8 protein-coding genes and 1 pseudogene are annotated in these 18,048 nt (G+C 40.1%); all 9 read left to right on the top strand.

The genetic code is table 11. From position 1 onward, the window contains the following. The first annotated feature begins 129 nt into the window (after positions 1-129). The 9 genes and pseudogenes from ACYQ21_RS11140 to tpiA all read left to right on the top strand — a co-directional run bounded on the left by ACYQ21_RS11140 (position 130) and on the right by tpiA (position 17,817). A pseudogene (locus ACYQ21_RS11140) lies at positions 130-1,325 on the top strand (acetate/propionate family kinase). A gap of 433 nt (positions 1,326-1,758) precedes the next feature. Beyond that, positions 1,759-9,192 carry a VaFE repeat-containing surface-anchored protein gene (locus tag ACYQ21_RS11135; protein WP_460058498.1) on the top strand — a complete coding sequence of 2,478 codons (7,434 nt, stop codon included), beginning with the start codon at positions 1,759-1,761 and terminating at the stop codon, positions 9,190-9,192. 515 nt (positions 9,193-9,707) lie between these two features. Beyond that, positions 9,708-10,052 carry a hypothetical protein gene (locus tag ACYQ21_RS11130; protein ID WP_460058497.1) on the top strand — a complete coding sequence of 115 codons (345 nt, stop codon included), beginning with the start codon at positions 9,708-9,710 and terminating at the stop codon, positions 10,050-10,052. Beyond that, the gene (locus ACYQ21_RS11125; protein ID WP_460058496.1) at positions 10,053-10,880 is read left to right on the top strand and encodes a putative RNA methyltransferase; all 828 of its coding nucleotides are present in this window, start codon (positions 10,053-10,055) and stop codon (positions 10,878-10,880) included. It begins immediately after the preceding gene. 167 nt (positions 10,881-11,047) lie between these two features. Continuing rightward, positions 11,048-12,829: a PTS mannitol transporter subunit IICBA gene (locus ACYQ21_RS11120; protein WP_460058495.1), complete on the top strand. Its 1,782-nt coding sequence runs from the start codon at positions 11,048-11,050 to the stop codon at positions 12,827-12,829. 125 nt (positions 12,830-12,954) lie between these two features. Next, complete coding sequence (locus ACYQ21_RS11115; protein WP_460058494.1) at positions 12,955-14,922, top strand: BglG family transcription antiterminator; 1,968 nt, start codon at positions 12,955-12,957, stop codon at positions 14,920-14,922. Positions 14,923-15,143: 221 nt separating this feature from the next. Then, positions 15,144-15,584, top strand: coding sequence for a PTS sugar transporter subunit IIA (locus ACYQ21_RS11110; RefSeq protein WP_460058493.1), 441 nt, complete (start codon positions 15,144-15,146; stop codon positions 15,582-15,584). Positions 15,585-15,723: 139 nt separating this feature from the next. After that, positions 15,724-16,881 carry a mannitol-1-phosphate 5-dehydrogenase gene (locus ACYQ21_RS11105; protein ID WP_460058492.1) on the top strand — a complete coding sequence of 386 codons (1,158 nt, stop codon included), beginning with the start codon at positions 15,724-15,726 and terminating at the stop codon, positions 16,879-16,881. A 177-nt stretch (positions 16,882-17,058) separates the two neighbouring features. Beyond that, the gene (gene tpiA, locus ACYQ21_RS11100; RefSeq protein WP_460058491.1) at positions 17,059-17,817 is read left to right on the top strand and encodes a triose-phosphate isomerase; all 759 of its coding nucleotides are present in this window, start codon (positions 17,059-17,061) and stop codon (positions 17,815-17,817) included. Positions 17,818-18,048: the final 231 nt, after the last annotated feature.

The following is an 18,048-nucleotide window of genomic DNA, read 5'->3' as shown; positions in this document are numbered from 1 at the left end:
TTTGTAGTGTATCTATGCTCCTCCAAATACATTTTAACAAAAAATAGAAGAACGCTCCTAACTTGAAGCAACACTTTTTCATTCGGTGTTGTGCCTGAGTGCGGAGCGCGAAAGGAATAGATTATAATTATGACGAAAACAATTGCAATTAATGCAGGCAGTTCAAGTTTAAAATGGCAACTCTATCAGATGCCTGATGAGAAGGTACTGGCTAAAGGAATCGTTGAGAGAATAGGTCTAAAGGATTCAATTTTTACTGTTAAATACGGCAATGGCGAAAAATTTGAAATCACCACAGATATTTCTGAGCATGAAATGGCAGTCCAAAGAGTGTTAGAAGCATTGATTCAACTCAAAATTATCACGGCTTACAAAGAAATCACAGGCGTGGACCATAGAATCGTAGCTGGTGGTGAAATTTTTAAGGAATCCGTGGTGATTAATGATGGTGTTTTGGCTAAAATTGAAGCATTAGCAGATTTAGCTCCTCTTCACAATCCAGCTAATGTAGCAGGAATTAAAGCCTTTCAAAAAGTCTTGCCAGATGTTGTGAGTGTTGGTGTATTTGATACAGCTTTTCATGCAAACATGCCAGAAGTGGCTTATCGTTACGGTATTCCAAAAGAATATTATGACAAGTATCAGGCAAGAAAATATGGCGCACATGGGACCAGCCATGATTATGTCGCCAAAGAAGCAGCGAAACTGTTAGGGAAATCGGCACTGACTTGAAATTAATTACAGCGCATATCGGCAACGGTGCGTCAATTACAGCAGTCTGTTACGGCAAAAGCATTGACACCTCAATGAGTTTCACACCACTTGCTGGGGTTATGATGGGAACGCGGTCGGGCGATTTGGATCCGTCACTAATTCCTTATCTGATGGAGAAAACAGGTATTTCAGACATCAAAGAAATGACCGAGATTCTCAATAAAAAATCAGGTTTATTAGGCGTATCAGGTATTTCATCAGACATGAGAGAAATCATTGAGTCTCGCAAGGCTGGTAATTCTGATGCTAAATTAGCATTTGACATGTTTACAGATCGCATTCGTAAATATATCGCCCAATATTTTGCCGTTTTAAATGGTGCGGATGCAGTTGTTTTTACGGCTGGTATTGGTGAAAATTCCAATTGGGTTCGCAGTGAAATCATCAATCAAATGACATGGTTTGGCATGGCGATTGATGAAACTAAAAATGTCGCTAGGGCTAAAGGGATCATTTCAACAGAGGCGTCAAAAGTTAAAGTATTAGTTGTGCCAACTGACGAGGAATTGGTGATTGCGCGAGATGTTGAAAAAATGAAGAATTTTAGTTAGGCACATTGCTAATACGACTGATGATGGTAGCTAATCCAAAGATACATACCTAATCAAGAAAAACATTGAAAAAATGAATGTCATATGATAGAATATAGACATAACGATTGAGTTATAACATAAAATTAAAAAGATATAAAACTTGACAGTCAGGAGTACCTGAGTTATGATTAGACAGACAGACAGACAGACAGACAGACAGACAGACAGACAGACAGACATGTTTAAATAACGATAGTATTTTTTGTGATGATTCATAAAAAAACGAGTTTTGCATTTAGTGGAATTTTAATTTTCCTCTAAATTTAAAGCTCGTTTTTTAAATGCAATCAAATCGTTATTAATAAAAGGAGGGAAAGTTATGAAACTATCTTGAAAAATTAACTAGTAACCAACAACTTCAACTTTGAATGAGGTGAGAGAGGGGATCAAAATGAAAAAATGGCAGGATGGAAAAAACAAAATACTCAATTGGGCGATGCTCATTGTGATTTTGTTAAATACTGTATCAGTATTAGTAGGACCTTTAACAACCGTAACGGCTGTGACGCGTAAGGATGTTTTTTTAGGAAATTTTGGCGATTCAGCGGGAGACACACAAGCTGTGTATTGGTCTGGCAATAATAATGTGGGTGTCGATAAACAGATCATGTATGATGGGATTGAAATCGAACGTTCGGCTAAGCAGCCAAATGAGATATCATTAGGTGCTTATTGGTCGAACCTATCGAATGATTCACGCTATTATTGTACATGGCAAGGTCGGTCAATTAAGAAGTGGCCTTATGAACTCAATACTGGAAGAGTGCTTCTCCAGGACGGAGACACGATTAATATTCTTAAATATCTAGGGTTTACTACGAATACCGTAAATCTTTCGAATTACACCCCAGTGGATACAAAATTAGTCAGCATTGCTAAATTAGCTTGGCTCATGGACTATATTGAAGGCTTGCCTGAAGGCATCGATAGGGCCAAGGCAGCGGCAGCTGTTGCGATTATTGTTCATGATTCAGAACTTGAAATGAATCCATTTCGTGTTGATTTATCTTACCATGACAATGACTACAAGTTGTATGAAAGCACGACTTGGGAAGTAGATAATATGATTAAAAAAATATCTGCTGCCGGTGTTTATGCCAATGAACAAGATAGATCAGGTCTTTATGCAGAACTTGATGCCTTAGGACAAGCTAATAAAGGCCCTTATGGTCTAGTTGTCAATCCAATCGTACAAGTCGGCGATACACCTGTCGCTAACTTCTCTTACAAAGTATGGAACCAAGGCAATCCAGCAACGACTTATGTGACAAACCGCGAACAAATCACGGCTACGATTACTGGTCCAGCAACCTTTGATAATGGAAGCAAAACCAAGACGGTTAATGTTGGCACACAGTTTGGGCCTTTAACTTTAACAGGTAATGGGAAAATTACCATTAATCTGACAACGACGCGGTTCTCAGGTTCAACGATTTATCGTTTTTATGATGGTGATACGCAAACAATGGTAGCAAAGGGACTTGACGGCACCGCTTTATCAGGTACAGTAAGTACTGATGCGGCACTAACAGGTAAAGGTAAAATAAAAGTAAAAAAAGTCGGTGTTGACACACAGACACCTTACAATGGTGAATATGCTTACCAAGGGGCACAGTTTGGGATTTATGGTTCAAGAGAAGATGCTCAAAATAAAACGAACGTGCTTCAAGTTTTAACAACCGGTGCAACTGGTGAAACACCTGAGTCTAATGAATTAGGCTCAAATCAAACTTATTATATCAGAGAGCTTGTTGCCCCTAAAGGGCATCAATTGTCTGATGCCATCAAAGAAGTTTTTCTGACTGCTTTGACAGGTACAAATACAGTCGTCATGGCAGAGTATCCAGATAATGAGCAATACGGTAAAATTAATCTTAAAAAGCTGGCTAAAGATGCAGACGGTAAAGGCCTGAATGTGCTAAATCCTAGCTATTCATTAGCTGGTGCGGTTTATGGTGTCTATACAACTGCGGCGGCTACAAAATTAGCAAAGGATAAAGCTGGCAATGATGCGACGCTGACAACTGATGCGAACGGCAATGCGTCTTCAAGTCAATTAATTTTAGGTGATTACTTTATAAAAGAGATTAAAGCATCACCAGGTTTTCTGTTAGATACAACGGTTTATCCAGTGAGTATCAAGACAGATGATCGGACACTAGACATCGTGACGATTGGTCAGACAGTCCCTGAACAAGAACAATATGGTCGGATTGAACTTGACAAGAAGGCGGAGTATGCGTCACTTGCAGGCGATAAAGTTTTTAATGACAACTACTCATTAGATGGTGCAGAATATACCGTCTTTACTGATGCGGCTGCGACGATACAAGCGAGAGACAAGGACAATAATCTTGTTAAGCTGACGACCGCAAATGGTGGATATGCGATTTTTAGCGAATTACTCCTAGGAACTTATTATGTCAAAGAAACAAAGGCTTCAGCTGGTTTCTTGATTGATCCAACGATTTATAAAGTTGAGATTAAGTCAACAGACCAAACGACCCCTGTCTTTGAGGTTAATCAGTCTGTAACTGAAACAGAGGTTTTTGGCAAGACAATTTTAAATAAGATTGACGCTGAAACAGGCAATATCACCCAAGGAAAAGCAAGTTTACAAGGTGCGAAGTATGGATTGTATTATGCAGATGGTACAAAAGTACTCTGGAATGCAAAGTTTGCACCGACATTACTCAATGGCACAAAAGTGACGACAACTGATAATTCGATAGTGCTTGAAACATCAAAAGATACTGATAATCTCTATAAAGTTGGTGTTGGACATCTTGCCCTAGGTGATTATTATTGGCAAGAGATAGAGGCTTCAGAAGGGATGCAATTGGATGCGACCAAACATCCGATTAGTCTGACTTATGCAGATCAGAATACCCCTGTCGTTGTCGCGAATACAACGAGCCAAGAAAAAATCATTAAACTAAAAATCAAGGGTAAAAAAGAACTTGAAAAAGCGTTAGGTGAAACGGTCATTAACCAGAATAACGCGAATGGTATAGAGTTCACCTTGACACCTAAAGCTGGTACAAATGCTCCCGTACAAAAAACGGTAACTGCAACCTATAATGATCAAGAAGGTTACTTTACCTTTGACATGCCCTATGGGGATTACACCTTAACTGAAAGCAAGGGTAAAGAAGGTTATTATGATATCAATCCAATTGCTATTACGATGACTGATAAAGGTGCAACGATTCAAGTTAAAATAGTAGACAGTGTCACAGGTCATCTTTATCATGAAGCAGATTACACACAAGCAGAAATTGATGCCATGAGCGACCCAATCCTGATACCAAAAATCATCACTGTGGAAGATGCTCTTGTGAAAGCTAAGCTTCGTTTGGAGAAATTAGATGCTGAAACAGGCAAGAAAATACCTTTAGCAGGTGTCCAATTCAAGATCTGGGATATCCAAGAAGGTCAATACATCACGCAAATTGATCCAGAAAATGCCAATCAAACAACGACAATTTTCAAAACAAATGCTAGCGGAGAAATTTTCTTACAAAAAGAATTAACTTACGGTAAAGATCGTTACCGTATGTCAGAAGTAACTGCACCTGAAAATTATGAGTTGAACCTCAATGATTTGATTTTCTCAGTTGATGAGCGTACGATTGTCATCGAAACAATTAGTGGCGATAAAGTCCCTGTCATTACCGTCCAATTCAAGGATACGCCTGCGAAGTCTTATATTTCACTGACGAAATATTTTGAAAGTCTGATGGGAATTGCAGGTGAAGCAGGCAATTGGAACTTTGTTTGGAACCATATACGAGGCTGGGAAGGTGCAACATTTGATGTCTATGTTGCCAACGATATCACTGAGGCAGATGGCACAACGATTCGTGTGGCGCCAGATGGTACAAAATTCAGCAAAGATACTAAAGTAGCAACAGTTCAGACAGATGCTCTTGGTGTCGCAAAAACTGACAGTACGCTCTATGTCGGTGATTACTATCTTGTTGAAACAAAAGCGCCTGCTGGACAACATTTTGATCCAAGTGTGAAAATTCCTGTCTCTATTACCTACAATGGTAAAGATTATATCGGTGTTGCAGGAGTGGTTGAGAGGTTTGATAATGACCGCCAAACAGTGAAAGTCCTTCTGCCAAAAGTCGAAGAAATCGTCACTGGCCTTGATGGTAATAATCAACCTATTATCGGGAAACAACCGGGTGCGAATAAAACATTTGGTCTGTATAATCAAGATCCGATTATGGGTTATCCAAACGGTAGAAATCCACTTTTACCTAATCAAGGTCTTGCTGTTATTCTAAAACCAAATAGTTTAATCAGAAACTATACAACAAATGCAGCTGGTCTGATTGACATTAATCAGAAGTTACCTGCGGGAGAATACTACTTCCAAGAAAGCAACGCAGGTGAGAATTTTGTATTAAATACAACAAAATACTATTTCAAAGTAGCAGATACAAATAATGATGCTGAAGTGACACTTGATCTCTATCAAAAAGATGCTGATGGAAACAAGATTGCTTTGACAGAAATTCTGAATCAGCTTAATCCGCCTAAAATTGGGACAACGGCAACAGATGCCGAGGATGGTGATAAACAATTATCGCCAGAAAAACAAGTCACGATTCATGATGAAATGACGTATGAAAATCTCTTTACAGATCGTGAGTACACGGTAACAGGTACCTTGATGGATAAGGCAACAGGTCAAGCCTTGAAAGATGCGTCTGGTCAGAACATTACTGTGACGAAGACTTTCACGCCGGCAACACCTAACGGCAGCATCGGCTTGGACTTTGTTCTTGATGCCACAAATTTGGTGAACAAAGATGTTGTTGTCTTTGAATCACTTAAAGAAACGGCTGTTGACAAGGAAATAGCAGCTCATAGAGATATTGATGATGAAGGTCAAACGGTTGAAATTGAGGATAAACCAAAAATTGGTACAAAAGCAACAGATAGCCAAACTGGTGATAATATCTCCCTTGCGGATGAAAAAGTAACGATTGTTGATACCGTTTCTTATCAACGTCTCTTACCAGAAAAAACATATGAGCTTAAAGGGACATTGATGAATAAAGCGACTGGTCAAGCGCTTGAAGATAAGTCTGGTAAGCCAATTACTGCAACGAAGACATTCACAACACCAAAAGCTAAAGCTGGTGAAACAACAGTGAGTGGAACAGTAGATGTTACCTTTACACTTAATGCAAGTGATTTAGCAGGTGAAACGATTGTTGCTTTCGAAGAACTTTATCGAGATAACCTTGAAGTCGCAACCCATGCGGATATCAATGATAAAGAGCAAGCGATTCATTTTCCAAAAATCGGTACAACAGCGATAGACGAAGAAGACGCTGATAAACGCTTATCACCAGAAAAAGAAGTGACGATTACCGATGAAGTTGCCTATGATAACTTGATACCTGGTAAGACTTATACGGTAACAGGTACCTTGATGGATAAGGTAACGAATCAAGCTTTGAAAGATAAGAATGATAAGACCATCACAGTAACGAAAACTTTCACACCAACCAAATCAAGTGGTAAAATCAGTCTAGACTTTGTGATTGATGCTAGAAATTTGGCTAAGAAAGAAATTGTTGTCTTTGAAAAAATAACACAAGACAAGGATGGGGTTAAGGTTGTTGTTGCAGTCCATGAAGAGATTAATGACGCAGGTCAAACGGTCGAATTTGAAGAAAAACCAGAAATTGGCACAAAAGCAATCGACAGTGAAACTGGTGATAATATCTCCCTTGCGGATGAAAAAGTGACGATTACTGATACGGTTTCCTACAAGCATCTTTTACCAGAGAAAACTTATGAACTTAAGGGTACTCTGATGAATAAAGCGACTGGTAAACCCTTGACAGATAAAGATGGGAAAGCCATCACGGCAACGAAAACATTCACAACACCAAAAGCTAAAGCAGGTGAGACGACTGTTAGTGGCACTGAAAAAATGACCTTCACGCTTAATGCAAGTGATTTAGCAGGAGAAACAATTGTTGCTTTCGAAGAACTTTATCGAAATAATCTTGAAGTCGCAATCCATGCGGACATCAATGATAAAGAACAAACAGTCTACTTCCCAGAAATCGGTACAACGGCGACTGATAAAGAAGATGGTGATAAACAATTATCACCAGAAAAGAAAGTGACGATTACCGATGAAGTTGCCTATGACAACTTGATACCGGGTAAGACCTATACGGTGACAGGTACCTTGATTGTCAAAGAAGTCACTGAAGATCCGACGACTGGTCTTGTGACTGATGCCCACCATCCTTTGAAGGATGGAGAAGGTAAAGATGTTACGGTATCTAAGACCTTCACACCAACAAAATCAAGTGGTAAAATCAGCTTAGACTTTGTGATTGATGCTAGTAATTTAGCCAACAGAACATTGGTTGTCTTTGAAAAGATTGTCCAACATATTGGCGATGTCAAAGTCGTTGTGGCTGTCCACGAAGATATTAATGATAAAGGTCAAACGGTCGAATTTGAAGAAAAACCAGAAATTGGCACAAAAGCAACAGATAGCCAAACTGGTGATAATATCTCCCTTGCGGATGAAAAAGTGACGATTATTGATACCGTTTCCTACAAGCATCTTTTATCAGAGAAGACTTATGAACTCAAAGGTACTCTGATGAATAAAGCGACTGGTAAACCCTTGACAGATAAAGATGGTAAACCAATTACTGCAACGAAGACATTCACAACACCAAAAGCTAAGACTGGTGAAACAACAGTGAGTGGAACAGTAGATGTTACCTTTACACTGAATGCAAGTGATTTAGCAGGAGAAACAATTGTTGCTTTCGAAGAACTTTATCGAAATAATCTTGAAGTCGCAACTCATGCGGACATCAATGATAAAGAACAAACAGTCTACTTCCCAGAAATTGGTACAACGGCGACCAATAAAGAAGATGGTAGTCAAGTCATCAGTAGTGAAGCAGATGTGACGATAGTGGATGAAGTTGCCTATGATAACTTGATACCGGGTAAAACGTACACTTTGACTGCGACATTGATGGATAAAGCGACTCAAAAACCTCTATTGGTCAATGGTAAACCGATTGTTGTGACGAGTCAATTGACGCCAAAAACAGCAAAGGGTACCCACTCAGTTCCGATTACTTTTGATGCTTCAGTCTTGAAAGGCAAAACGATTGTCGTCTTTGAAGATTTGACACTTGGCGATAAAACGGTTGCAGTTCATCACGATATAAATGATGAAGGGCAGACAGTCACAGTGCCAGATAGCAAGATTACGACCACTGCCATTGATTTAGAAGATGGTGATAAACATCTGACAGCAAAAGGAAATGTCACAATTCAGGACAAGGTGACCTATGAAGGGCTGATTCCGAGTAAAGCATATGAATTGCGCGGTGTTTTGATGGATAAAGCGACCAATCAACCACTTTTGATAAATGGTCAACAAGTCACGGCAACGAAGAAATTTAAAGCTGAGACCGCAAGTGGCTTTGAATTCTTGACATTTACCTTTGATGCTTCGGCACTTCAGGGTAAAACGATTGTTGTTTTTGAAACCTTGTATCGCAACAACAAACTTGTTACGAGCCATACAGATATCAATGATGTCAATCAGACCGTTGATGTACCGGATGAAAAAGGTAAGCTACCAACAACGGATGAGCCTCGACCAACAACGCCAAGTCAAAAAGGATTTCTGCCTACGACAGGAGAAACGGCGTTCGCTATAAGATTCTTCCTCAGTTTACTCGTTGTCTTAGGTGTTTTAATGGCATGGCTTAAATTTAATTCGGCTGGAAAATCATTTAAACATGAGAAATAAGCATATAGAAAGTATGCAACTTTATTAAAAGAACGAAAGAGACTGGGACAAAAGTCCTCTAAAAAAATAGGTGTTGAACCATTTCCGAAGTTAATCGGAATTGGTTCATCGCCTATTTTTGTGTCACTTTAGCTGAATGGTTAAATAGCAGGATTGATTGTTAGAAACAATAGCGAATTGGTAGGAAAACCGCTGATTCTGTGTGATTTTGGTATTGTTTTGACAAAACAATACCAAATTAGCAAAAAAAGTGCTGATTTAGTGTGAAATTCGTATTGTTTTGTCAAAACAATACGAAATTAGCAAGAAAAGTGCTGTTTGATTTCTTGCTCAATTCGTACTCTTTCTGCGAAAACGTACGAAATCAACTTTTCTATCTTGGTCGCTGAGACTTTTGTTTCAACCTTTTTTTGTATTAATCAACTTCAATCATTGTCTGGGTTAACAGATAAGCCATCATATGTTATAATATATGAAAAGCAAGTATTGTAGAAGAAATAGAGGAGGTGGTCTAATTGTATAATTATTGTAAAGCAGATTTGTATATGACGAATTTAATGTTAGACCATGTTCAGCTAATTCAGAAAATGCAAGGTCAGCAAATAGATGTTGATTATATAATCTATTTGGAGCATATCGCTTATAATTTAGAGGATATTTCAGAAGAAACGAGGGGCGCTTTTCCAGAGATAAATTGGACATCAATTGATAAACTTCGTGCTTTTATCAGCTATGAAGTGTATCATTTTGAACTTGGAGATATGATTGAGGTGGTTAGCGACGATATTTTGGTGCTTTCTGATATGTTGTTACTGCTTCGTGGAAAATTAATGAGACGACTGGAAAGTTATAAAAACTAAATGCAAAAGAAAATTGATAAAACAGCCCAATATTTGGCGGAAAATATTGACCTCTTAAGGTGCCCTCTATGTCACACATCTTTTCATCTTGAACAGTATGCCCTCATCTGCGATAATCGTCATACTTATAACCTTAGTAAAAAAGGCATCGTCAATTTCCTAACCATCAAGCCAGACACGACCCACTACACGCGTAAAATGTTTGAACCACGCCGTAAGCTGATTCAAGCTGGCATGTATGCCCCTGTCCTGAGCGAGATTCAAACCATGCTCACGCCCGGCAACCTGCTAGACGTTGGCAGTGGCGAGGGTAGTTTTTTGGCGTTGCTTGATGTTGCCGGCCAAAAATTTGGCTTCGACATCGCCCTAGACGGCGTCAACATGGCGACCGACTTGACCGACCTGCAGGCCTTCTTCAGCCTGTCAGACCTGACCAACCTCCCCTTTGCCGACCAGAGCATGGCAACCGTGCTGAATATTTTCACACCGTCTAATTACCGAGAGTTTGATCGTGTTTTGGGACATGGTGGTCAGGTGATTAAGGTCATCCCCGACCGCTATTATCTGCAGGAACTGCGCTCAGCTTTTGGGTTATCAGTTGACTACGATAACAGTGATGTCTTAGGAAAATTTGCTGAAAATTTCCCAGACTTCACACAAAAGGAAAGCCACTACGAGTTTGACCTCCCTAAAAATCTACAGCAGGATTTTCTATCCATGAGTCCATTAGAATGGCGAACTTCTGAAGCCGAAAAACTAGAAATTGCCAAAAATCCCCCTGAAAAGGCAACGATTCATGTACAGATTTTACAAGGTCATAAGTCTTGACACAGATTTTTGTGTCAAGACTTTTATTGTCCTAAAACTTGGAAACGGTTACAATGAGTGTGTAAGTAACCGATACGTGAAACAAAGCAATGCTATTTTTATCAATCCCTTTAATTTGTTTCAGCATCAGGTTTAAAAATCGTGTCAACACCATAAGGAGAAAATTTATGAACGAGTCACAATTCAATTTAAAAGTTGCAGTTCAGCGTTTGGGAACAGCCCTATCAGGCATGGTCATGCCAAATATTGGCGGCTTTATCGCTTGGGGGATTATTACAGCCCTCTTTATTCCGACAGGCTATCTGCCCAATAAAAACTTTGCCGAGTTAGTCGGTCCCATGCTCACTTATCTTTTACCCTTATTAATCGCCTATACAGGTGGTAAAAATATCTATGGTGATGGACGTGGTGGTGTCGTTGGGGCGATTGCTGCCATGGGTGTTATTGTCGGGACGGATATTCCTATGTTTATCGGGGCAATGGCCATGGGACCGCTTGCCGGTTGGTTGATGAAGAAATTCGACCAACTTGTCCAACCTAAAATCAAAGCTGGCTTTGAAATGCTAGTGAATAATTTCTCAGCAGGAATTCTAGGTTTCATCTTGGCGCTCTTTGGCTATACCTTAATTGGCCCAATCGTTGAAGCCTTGACCAATCTCATGGCTAAAGGCGTTGAAACGATTATCAATGCGCATCTCTTACCACTTGCCAATATTTTCATTGAACCAGCTAAAATTCTATTCTTGAACAATGCCATTAACCACGGGATTCTAACCCCAATCGGAACTGAACAAGTTGCGGCGACGGGTAAATCGATTCTATTCTTACTAGAAGCTAACCCTGGCCCAGGTCTAGGTCTCTTGTTAGCTTTCATGTTCTTTGGTAAAGGGTCAGCTAAAGCTACGGCACCTGGTGCTATTATCATCCATTTCTTGGGTGGGATTCATGAAATTTACTTCCCATATGTCATGATGAAACCTGCGCTTTTCCTTGCTGTAATCGCAGGTGGTGTGACAGGTACATTTACTAACTCGATTCTTGGGTCTGCATTAACATCCCCTGCATCACCAGGGTCTATTATTGCGATTGAGGCAATGGCACCAAAAGGTCTTTGGTCACATCTCACTGTTTTATTAGGTGTCCTTGCAGCTACAGCTGTGTCATTCTTAGTCGCTGCTGTCATTCTTAAAAACGATAAATCAATGGTAGATGATTCTGCACTCGAAACTGCACAAGCTGATCTTGCGGCTAATAAAGCTGTTGCTAAAGGGCAAGCGCAACCATCATCTGCTCTTGCCACACTTAGCAACTTAGGCGACATCAAACACATCATCTTTGCCTGCGATGCAGGCATGGGTTCTTCAGCAATGGGGGCGTCAATTCTCCGCGATAAGGTCAAAAAAGCTGGGCTCAGCATTGATGTGACCAACCGAGCGATTGCCAATTTGTCTGATGCGGCAGATACGCTGGTCGTGACGCAGGAAGAGTTGGCAGCACGTGCCGCTCAAATGGCACCGAGTGCCACACGTGTCGCAGTAGCCAATTTCTTAAATTCTCCGAAATACGATGAGATTATCGGCAGCTTGACGGGTGCGGGTGTTCCAGTGCAAGCATCGCCAGAAAAAGTGGTCACTGAAGCGGTCGGCGACATCGATTTGAACTTGATTGATGAGGTCGTCTTCGCCCATGATGCAGCATCTGTCGGTAGTGCGACCATGGGAAAAGAAACGATTCAAGCCATTTTCAGAAATCACGATGTGAAAATTCCAGTCTCAGACGTCGAATTTCTGGCACTTGCAGCTTATAATGCTCCGAATATCGTCGTTGTGACGACAAAAGATAAGACTGAAATCGCTAGACATCATGCGCCAAATGCCCAACATCTCAGCGTTGACAGTTTGATAACCACACCTGAGTATGATAAAATGATAGCACGAATGCAGAAATAGTCAGAAATTTCAAAAAGCTGAAGACCCGCATGTCGGGTTTTGTGGTATTCATCTAACATCTGAGGAGATTAGCTTCAGCCACTATTTTTAATTACTAGTTTAGTCATTATATCAAAGGAGGCGTCATGCTTGTCACGAAACGCGAACAGCAAATCATCGATGAAATTGCCAAGAAGGGACAGGTCAGCATTGCAGAACTGCTTGATGTTGTCGGTGTGAGTCGCAGAACGCTTTATCGAGATTTACAAAATTTACAGGACTTCTTGCCCAACTATCAGGTCAACCTGATTAAAATCGATCAGTTTTACACCCTTAAAGGAGAATTAGCCAATTTAACGGATAAACGTGTGGTCGAAGATTATAGCCAAACCGAGCGCCATTTTATGGAGTTGATTTTGCTGATTTTCGAGCAAGTTAAACTGGCAGATTTCATGGATAGATTTGCCATTAGCCAGCCGACAGCTACAAATGATTTAAAAATCATCGAAAAAAATCTGACTTTCGCAGGCAATGGTCTTGTACGGGAGGGAGGATTAGAAGTTATCGCAAGCGAGTACAGCAAACGGACGCTCCTCGTATCCTGTCTCATCAGCAACTTATCAACGCGTGATATTTTTAATTTCAGTGATACAATCTATCAAGAAAATAAAATCGTTCAGCTCTTTCAACAAGCCTATTTTGATAGTGTGACCATCGCTTTTGAACGCGCCAAGATTAGGGATATTTCGGATCGCACCCAAGGCATTTTACGGTTATTTTTTATCGTTACCTTAGAGCGACTTGGACAGAACCATCTGATTGAAAACCATTACAATTTTCGCCCCTCTAAAAAAGCCTTGGATTTTGTGACCAAGATTGTCCAAAAATTACCTAATTTTCGCATTAATCTACCTGAAATCATGTATTTGTCCCATATGGTAGATGTCTTACATTTTGATAAAGGAGGAAATTTTCTCTTTAATGAAAAATATGATACGAGTTTTTCTTATAAAATCCGCCAGTTCATTGAAACTGTTGGCGTGACCACAGGTTTAAATTTTAGTCGAGATGAAAAAATTTTTGCCTTGTTAAATGCCCATTTGCGCAGTAGTTTTACCCTACCTCAGCTTTTTTCGGATGAAAAAAATGATTTGGTTATTCGTGTTCAAGAAGAACACGAACGTTTGTTTAAGGTGATTAGTCGTTGCCTAGCTGATGTTTTTGACAAGAAATTTTCTAAGCATGAAGTGGCGCTAATCACGCTTCATTTTTTGGCGACCTTGGAGCGTTCCAGTCGTGTTTTTCCGATGACGACACTTCTGATTACCAGTCGTGGGCGCGTGTCAATGGCTATTTTAGCGCGTAATCTACAGACCCAGTTTCCTTTCATCACATCGATTAAAATTAGTCAGGTTAGTCAGATGGATCAGGAAGATTTGGCACATTTTAACATTATTTTTACGACTGAAAAGATTGAAGATGCAGATTATTCGACCGAGACATTTATTCAAATTAGCCCGAGTATCGCCCTGTCCAATGTCTCAGAAATTGCGCAAAAGATTCGGAAACTGAGAGTAAAGCAGACACCACGCCCACAAACTGATACAACGGTTGAAAATCCACTTGATTTTCAAGATTTCTTTTTAAAAAGTCAGGTCATTTTACAGAATTTTAGCATTTCAGAACTGACCAATATTGCAGATTTCAATGAAACAATTTATGACCTCATGCGTGCTGATAATTTAATTGACTGGGATTTGCTAGAACGTTTTAAACGAACATCATTTGGTATCCCAAAAACCAATTTGGCTTTGATTCATGGTATTTCCAAAGTTGTGCCACGTCCGGAATTTAAAATCTTTGATTTGACTCAAGACATTGAAGTGATCGGCATGGATAAGACCCCTATGTCCGCCAATCGTATTTTGTTTCTGACAGCCCCTCAGTCAATTGATGAGATTTATAATTATATCTTAGGTAAAATTTCAAGTTCCATCATCGAAAATACACTCTACACGACCATTTATAGCTCGGGAAATTACAAAATCGTTTACGAATTGTTGAGTAAAATTATCAGCGAAAGTTTTGCCAAGTATACAGCAGAAGAACGATAAATTACCTAGCCATCCTACTAAGTCTTGTCACAAGTTTTTGTGACAAGGCTTTTATTTACCTTTGTTTAGGAAGCGGTTACAATTAAGGTATCAAGAGAAAACTTAAAACGAAAAATTAACTAGAAAGACTTTGAGCGAACAAAGGTCCCAGTTTGGCAGGAGCGCAAGCGGGTGTCAAGTTTCAAGCTTTGATGAAATGAAATCGCAGAAAGAGGTAAATTATGGATATCCAAACGAATTTAATCAGACTAGGACAGGCTTTTGAAACGCAGGAAGCAGCTATTACATTTTGTGGGGAACAGCTCTTAGCTGGTGGCTATGTCACAGCAGATTATGTGCCTGCCATGTTAGAGCGTAACCGTGAACTTTCGGTCTATATGGGCAATTTCATTGCCATCCCTCATGGGACAGATGCCGCTAAAAAAGAAGTCCTGAAAACAGGGATTACCATTGTGCAAGTCCCTCAAGGCGTGAATTTTGGAGATGAAGCTGAACCCAAAATCGCGACGGTGCTTTTTGGCATTGCAGGTGTTGGCAATGAACATCTGGATTTAATTCAGAAAATTTCGATTTTTTGTGCAGATGTTGACAATGTCGTCAGATTAGCTGATGCCAAGACAGCAGAAGAAGTCGAAGACTTGCTTAACTCAGTAGAAATTTAAGTAAGCAGTTAAAACAATAATTTAGCTTTAAAATTTGAAATGACTGAAAGGTTATTTTATTTGGAAAAAATATTTGTGAAAACATTCACAAAAGACCATCTGGAGCGTAAGCAGAGGTCGAATAAGAAAGGGATATATCATGAAAAAAGCAGTACATTTTGGTGCAGGAAACATTGGCCGTGGGTTTATCGGAGAAATTTTATATAAAAATGATTTTGAAGTCGTCTTTGTTGATGTCAACGACACGATTATTGATGCCTTAAACGAACGAGGTAGCTATGACATTGAGTTAGCAGAAGATGCCGCGACACGGATTCAGATTAACCATGTCTCTGGACTCAACAATGCCAAACAACCAGAGGCAGTCATTGAAGCGATTAAAAATGCCAATATCGTGACGACAGCCATCGGGCCTAATATCCTGCCCTTTATTGCAGAGATCATCGCCAAAGGTATTCAAGCCCGACAAGCCGCTAATATCATGGCACCTCTAGACTTTATCGCTTGTGAAAACATGATCGGTGGGTCAGAGTTTTTGAAAACTAAGGTAGATGCCTTTCTGACAGAAGAAAATAAGGCTTACGCCAAAACATATATTGGGTTTCCAAACGCTGCAGTTGACCGCATCGTACCCGGTCAAACCCATGCAGACCCCTTGTTTGTCGTCGTGGAACCTTTTAGCGAATGGGTCATCGACCAAAGTCAGATCCGTAACGCCCTGATTCATTTGGCTGGTGTTCACTACGCGACGGACCTGAAGCCTTTCATCGAGCGAAAGCTATTTTCAGTCAATACCGGCCATGCCACAGTGGCTTATACCGGCTTCTACTATGGTCATGACACGGTAGATACGGCTTTGCAGGACGAGCGCGTGATGGCTGCGCTGGTGGCAACCCAAAAAGAAACGCGTGACCTTTTGTTGGCCAAGTGGGACTTGTTCGACGAAGCGGAATTAGTCGCTTATCACGAGAAAATTCGGGGGCGTTTCGTTAATCCGCACTTGTCTGATGACATCTCTCGGGTTGCTCGGACACCCATTCGCAAACTCGGCTACGATGAACGTTTCATTCGCCCCATCCGAGAATTGAATGACCGAAATTTATCTTTTGCAAACCATCTGGCAACTGTTGCTAAAATCTTCAACTATAAAGACGCCACAGATACTCAAGCGGTTGACCTGCAAAATCGTCTGGCGACAGAAGACTTGACCGAGGTGATTAAATCTGTCACAGGACTTAGTGTTCTCAAGTTAGTGACAGCGATAAAAAATGCAGTTGAAACCTTATCAGTTGGTTGACATTAAAAAAATCTCGTCGTTGAGGCGGGATTTTTTAGTAAATTTTCAATAGATTTTCAAGCAATTCGCAAATTATTGTGAATATTATCGCTTTTTATGTTAAAATAAGAGTGCATGGATTTTATCTTGACACACGTCAAGTATAGTTCCAAATATTAAAATTATAGAGGTGGACTCATGTCACGTAAACCGATTATCGCTGGTAACTGGAAAATGAATAAAACTTTGGCTGAAGCACAAGCTTTCGCCGAAGCAGTAAAAGGAAAAGCACCATCAGCTGACTTTGTGGATACTGTTATCGGTAGCCCAGCTTTGTTCCTTGCACCACTTGCTTACAACTTGAAAGATGATGTCATCCAATTGGCTGCTCAAAATGCATACTTTGAAAATGCAGGAGCTTTCACAGGTGAAAACTCACCAGCAGCAATCGCTGACCTCGGTATCGAATACATCATCATCGGTCACTCTGAACGTCGTGAATACTTCCACGAAACTGATGAAGACATCAACAAAAAAGCAAAAGCAATCATCGCAAATGGCGTGACACCAATCATCTGTTGTGGTGAAACACTTGAAACTTACGAAGCTGGTAAAACAGGTGAGTGGGTTGAAGGTCAAATCACTGCAGCTTTGAAAGACCTCACACCTGAACAAGTCTCTAACCTTGTCATCGCTTACGAACCAATCTGGGCAATCGGTACTGGTAAATCAGCTGATGCCAACACTGCTGATGAAACTTGTGGCGTTGTGCGTGCGACAGTTGAAAAACTTTACGGTAAAGCCGTTTCTGAAGCTGTTCGTATCCAATACGGTGGTTCAGTTAAACCTGAAAATGTTGCTGAATACATGAGCAAAGAAAACGTTGATGGTGCCCTTGTCGGTGGTGCATCACTTGAAGCTGAAAGCTTCTTGGCGCTTTTGGATTTCGTTAAATAAGCAAATACTATAATCGTTTAAGTCTTGCCAAATTTGGCAGGACTTTTTTGTTAAATTTTTTCGCATTTTAATCAAAAAAAAACAGAAAAAACAGAAAAAACAGAGTAAGTATTTTATAATTTGATATTCTTAACAAACCCAATAATACCAACGATTCAGAGAACAAAGAAATTTGTTCTCTTTTTGTATGCTGAATAATTTATGGGAGGTTTCAAAATGAACTGGGTCAAA

The organism is Pseudolactococcus yaeyamensis (assembly GCF_054658615.1).
Note: the sequence above shows the minus strand (reverse complement) of the source record. Positions and strands in the feature narration are given on the sequence as shown.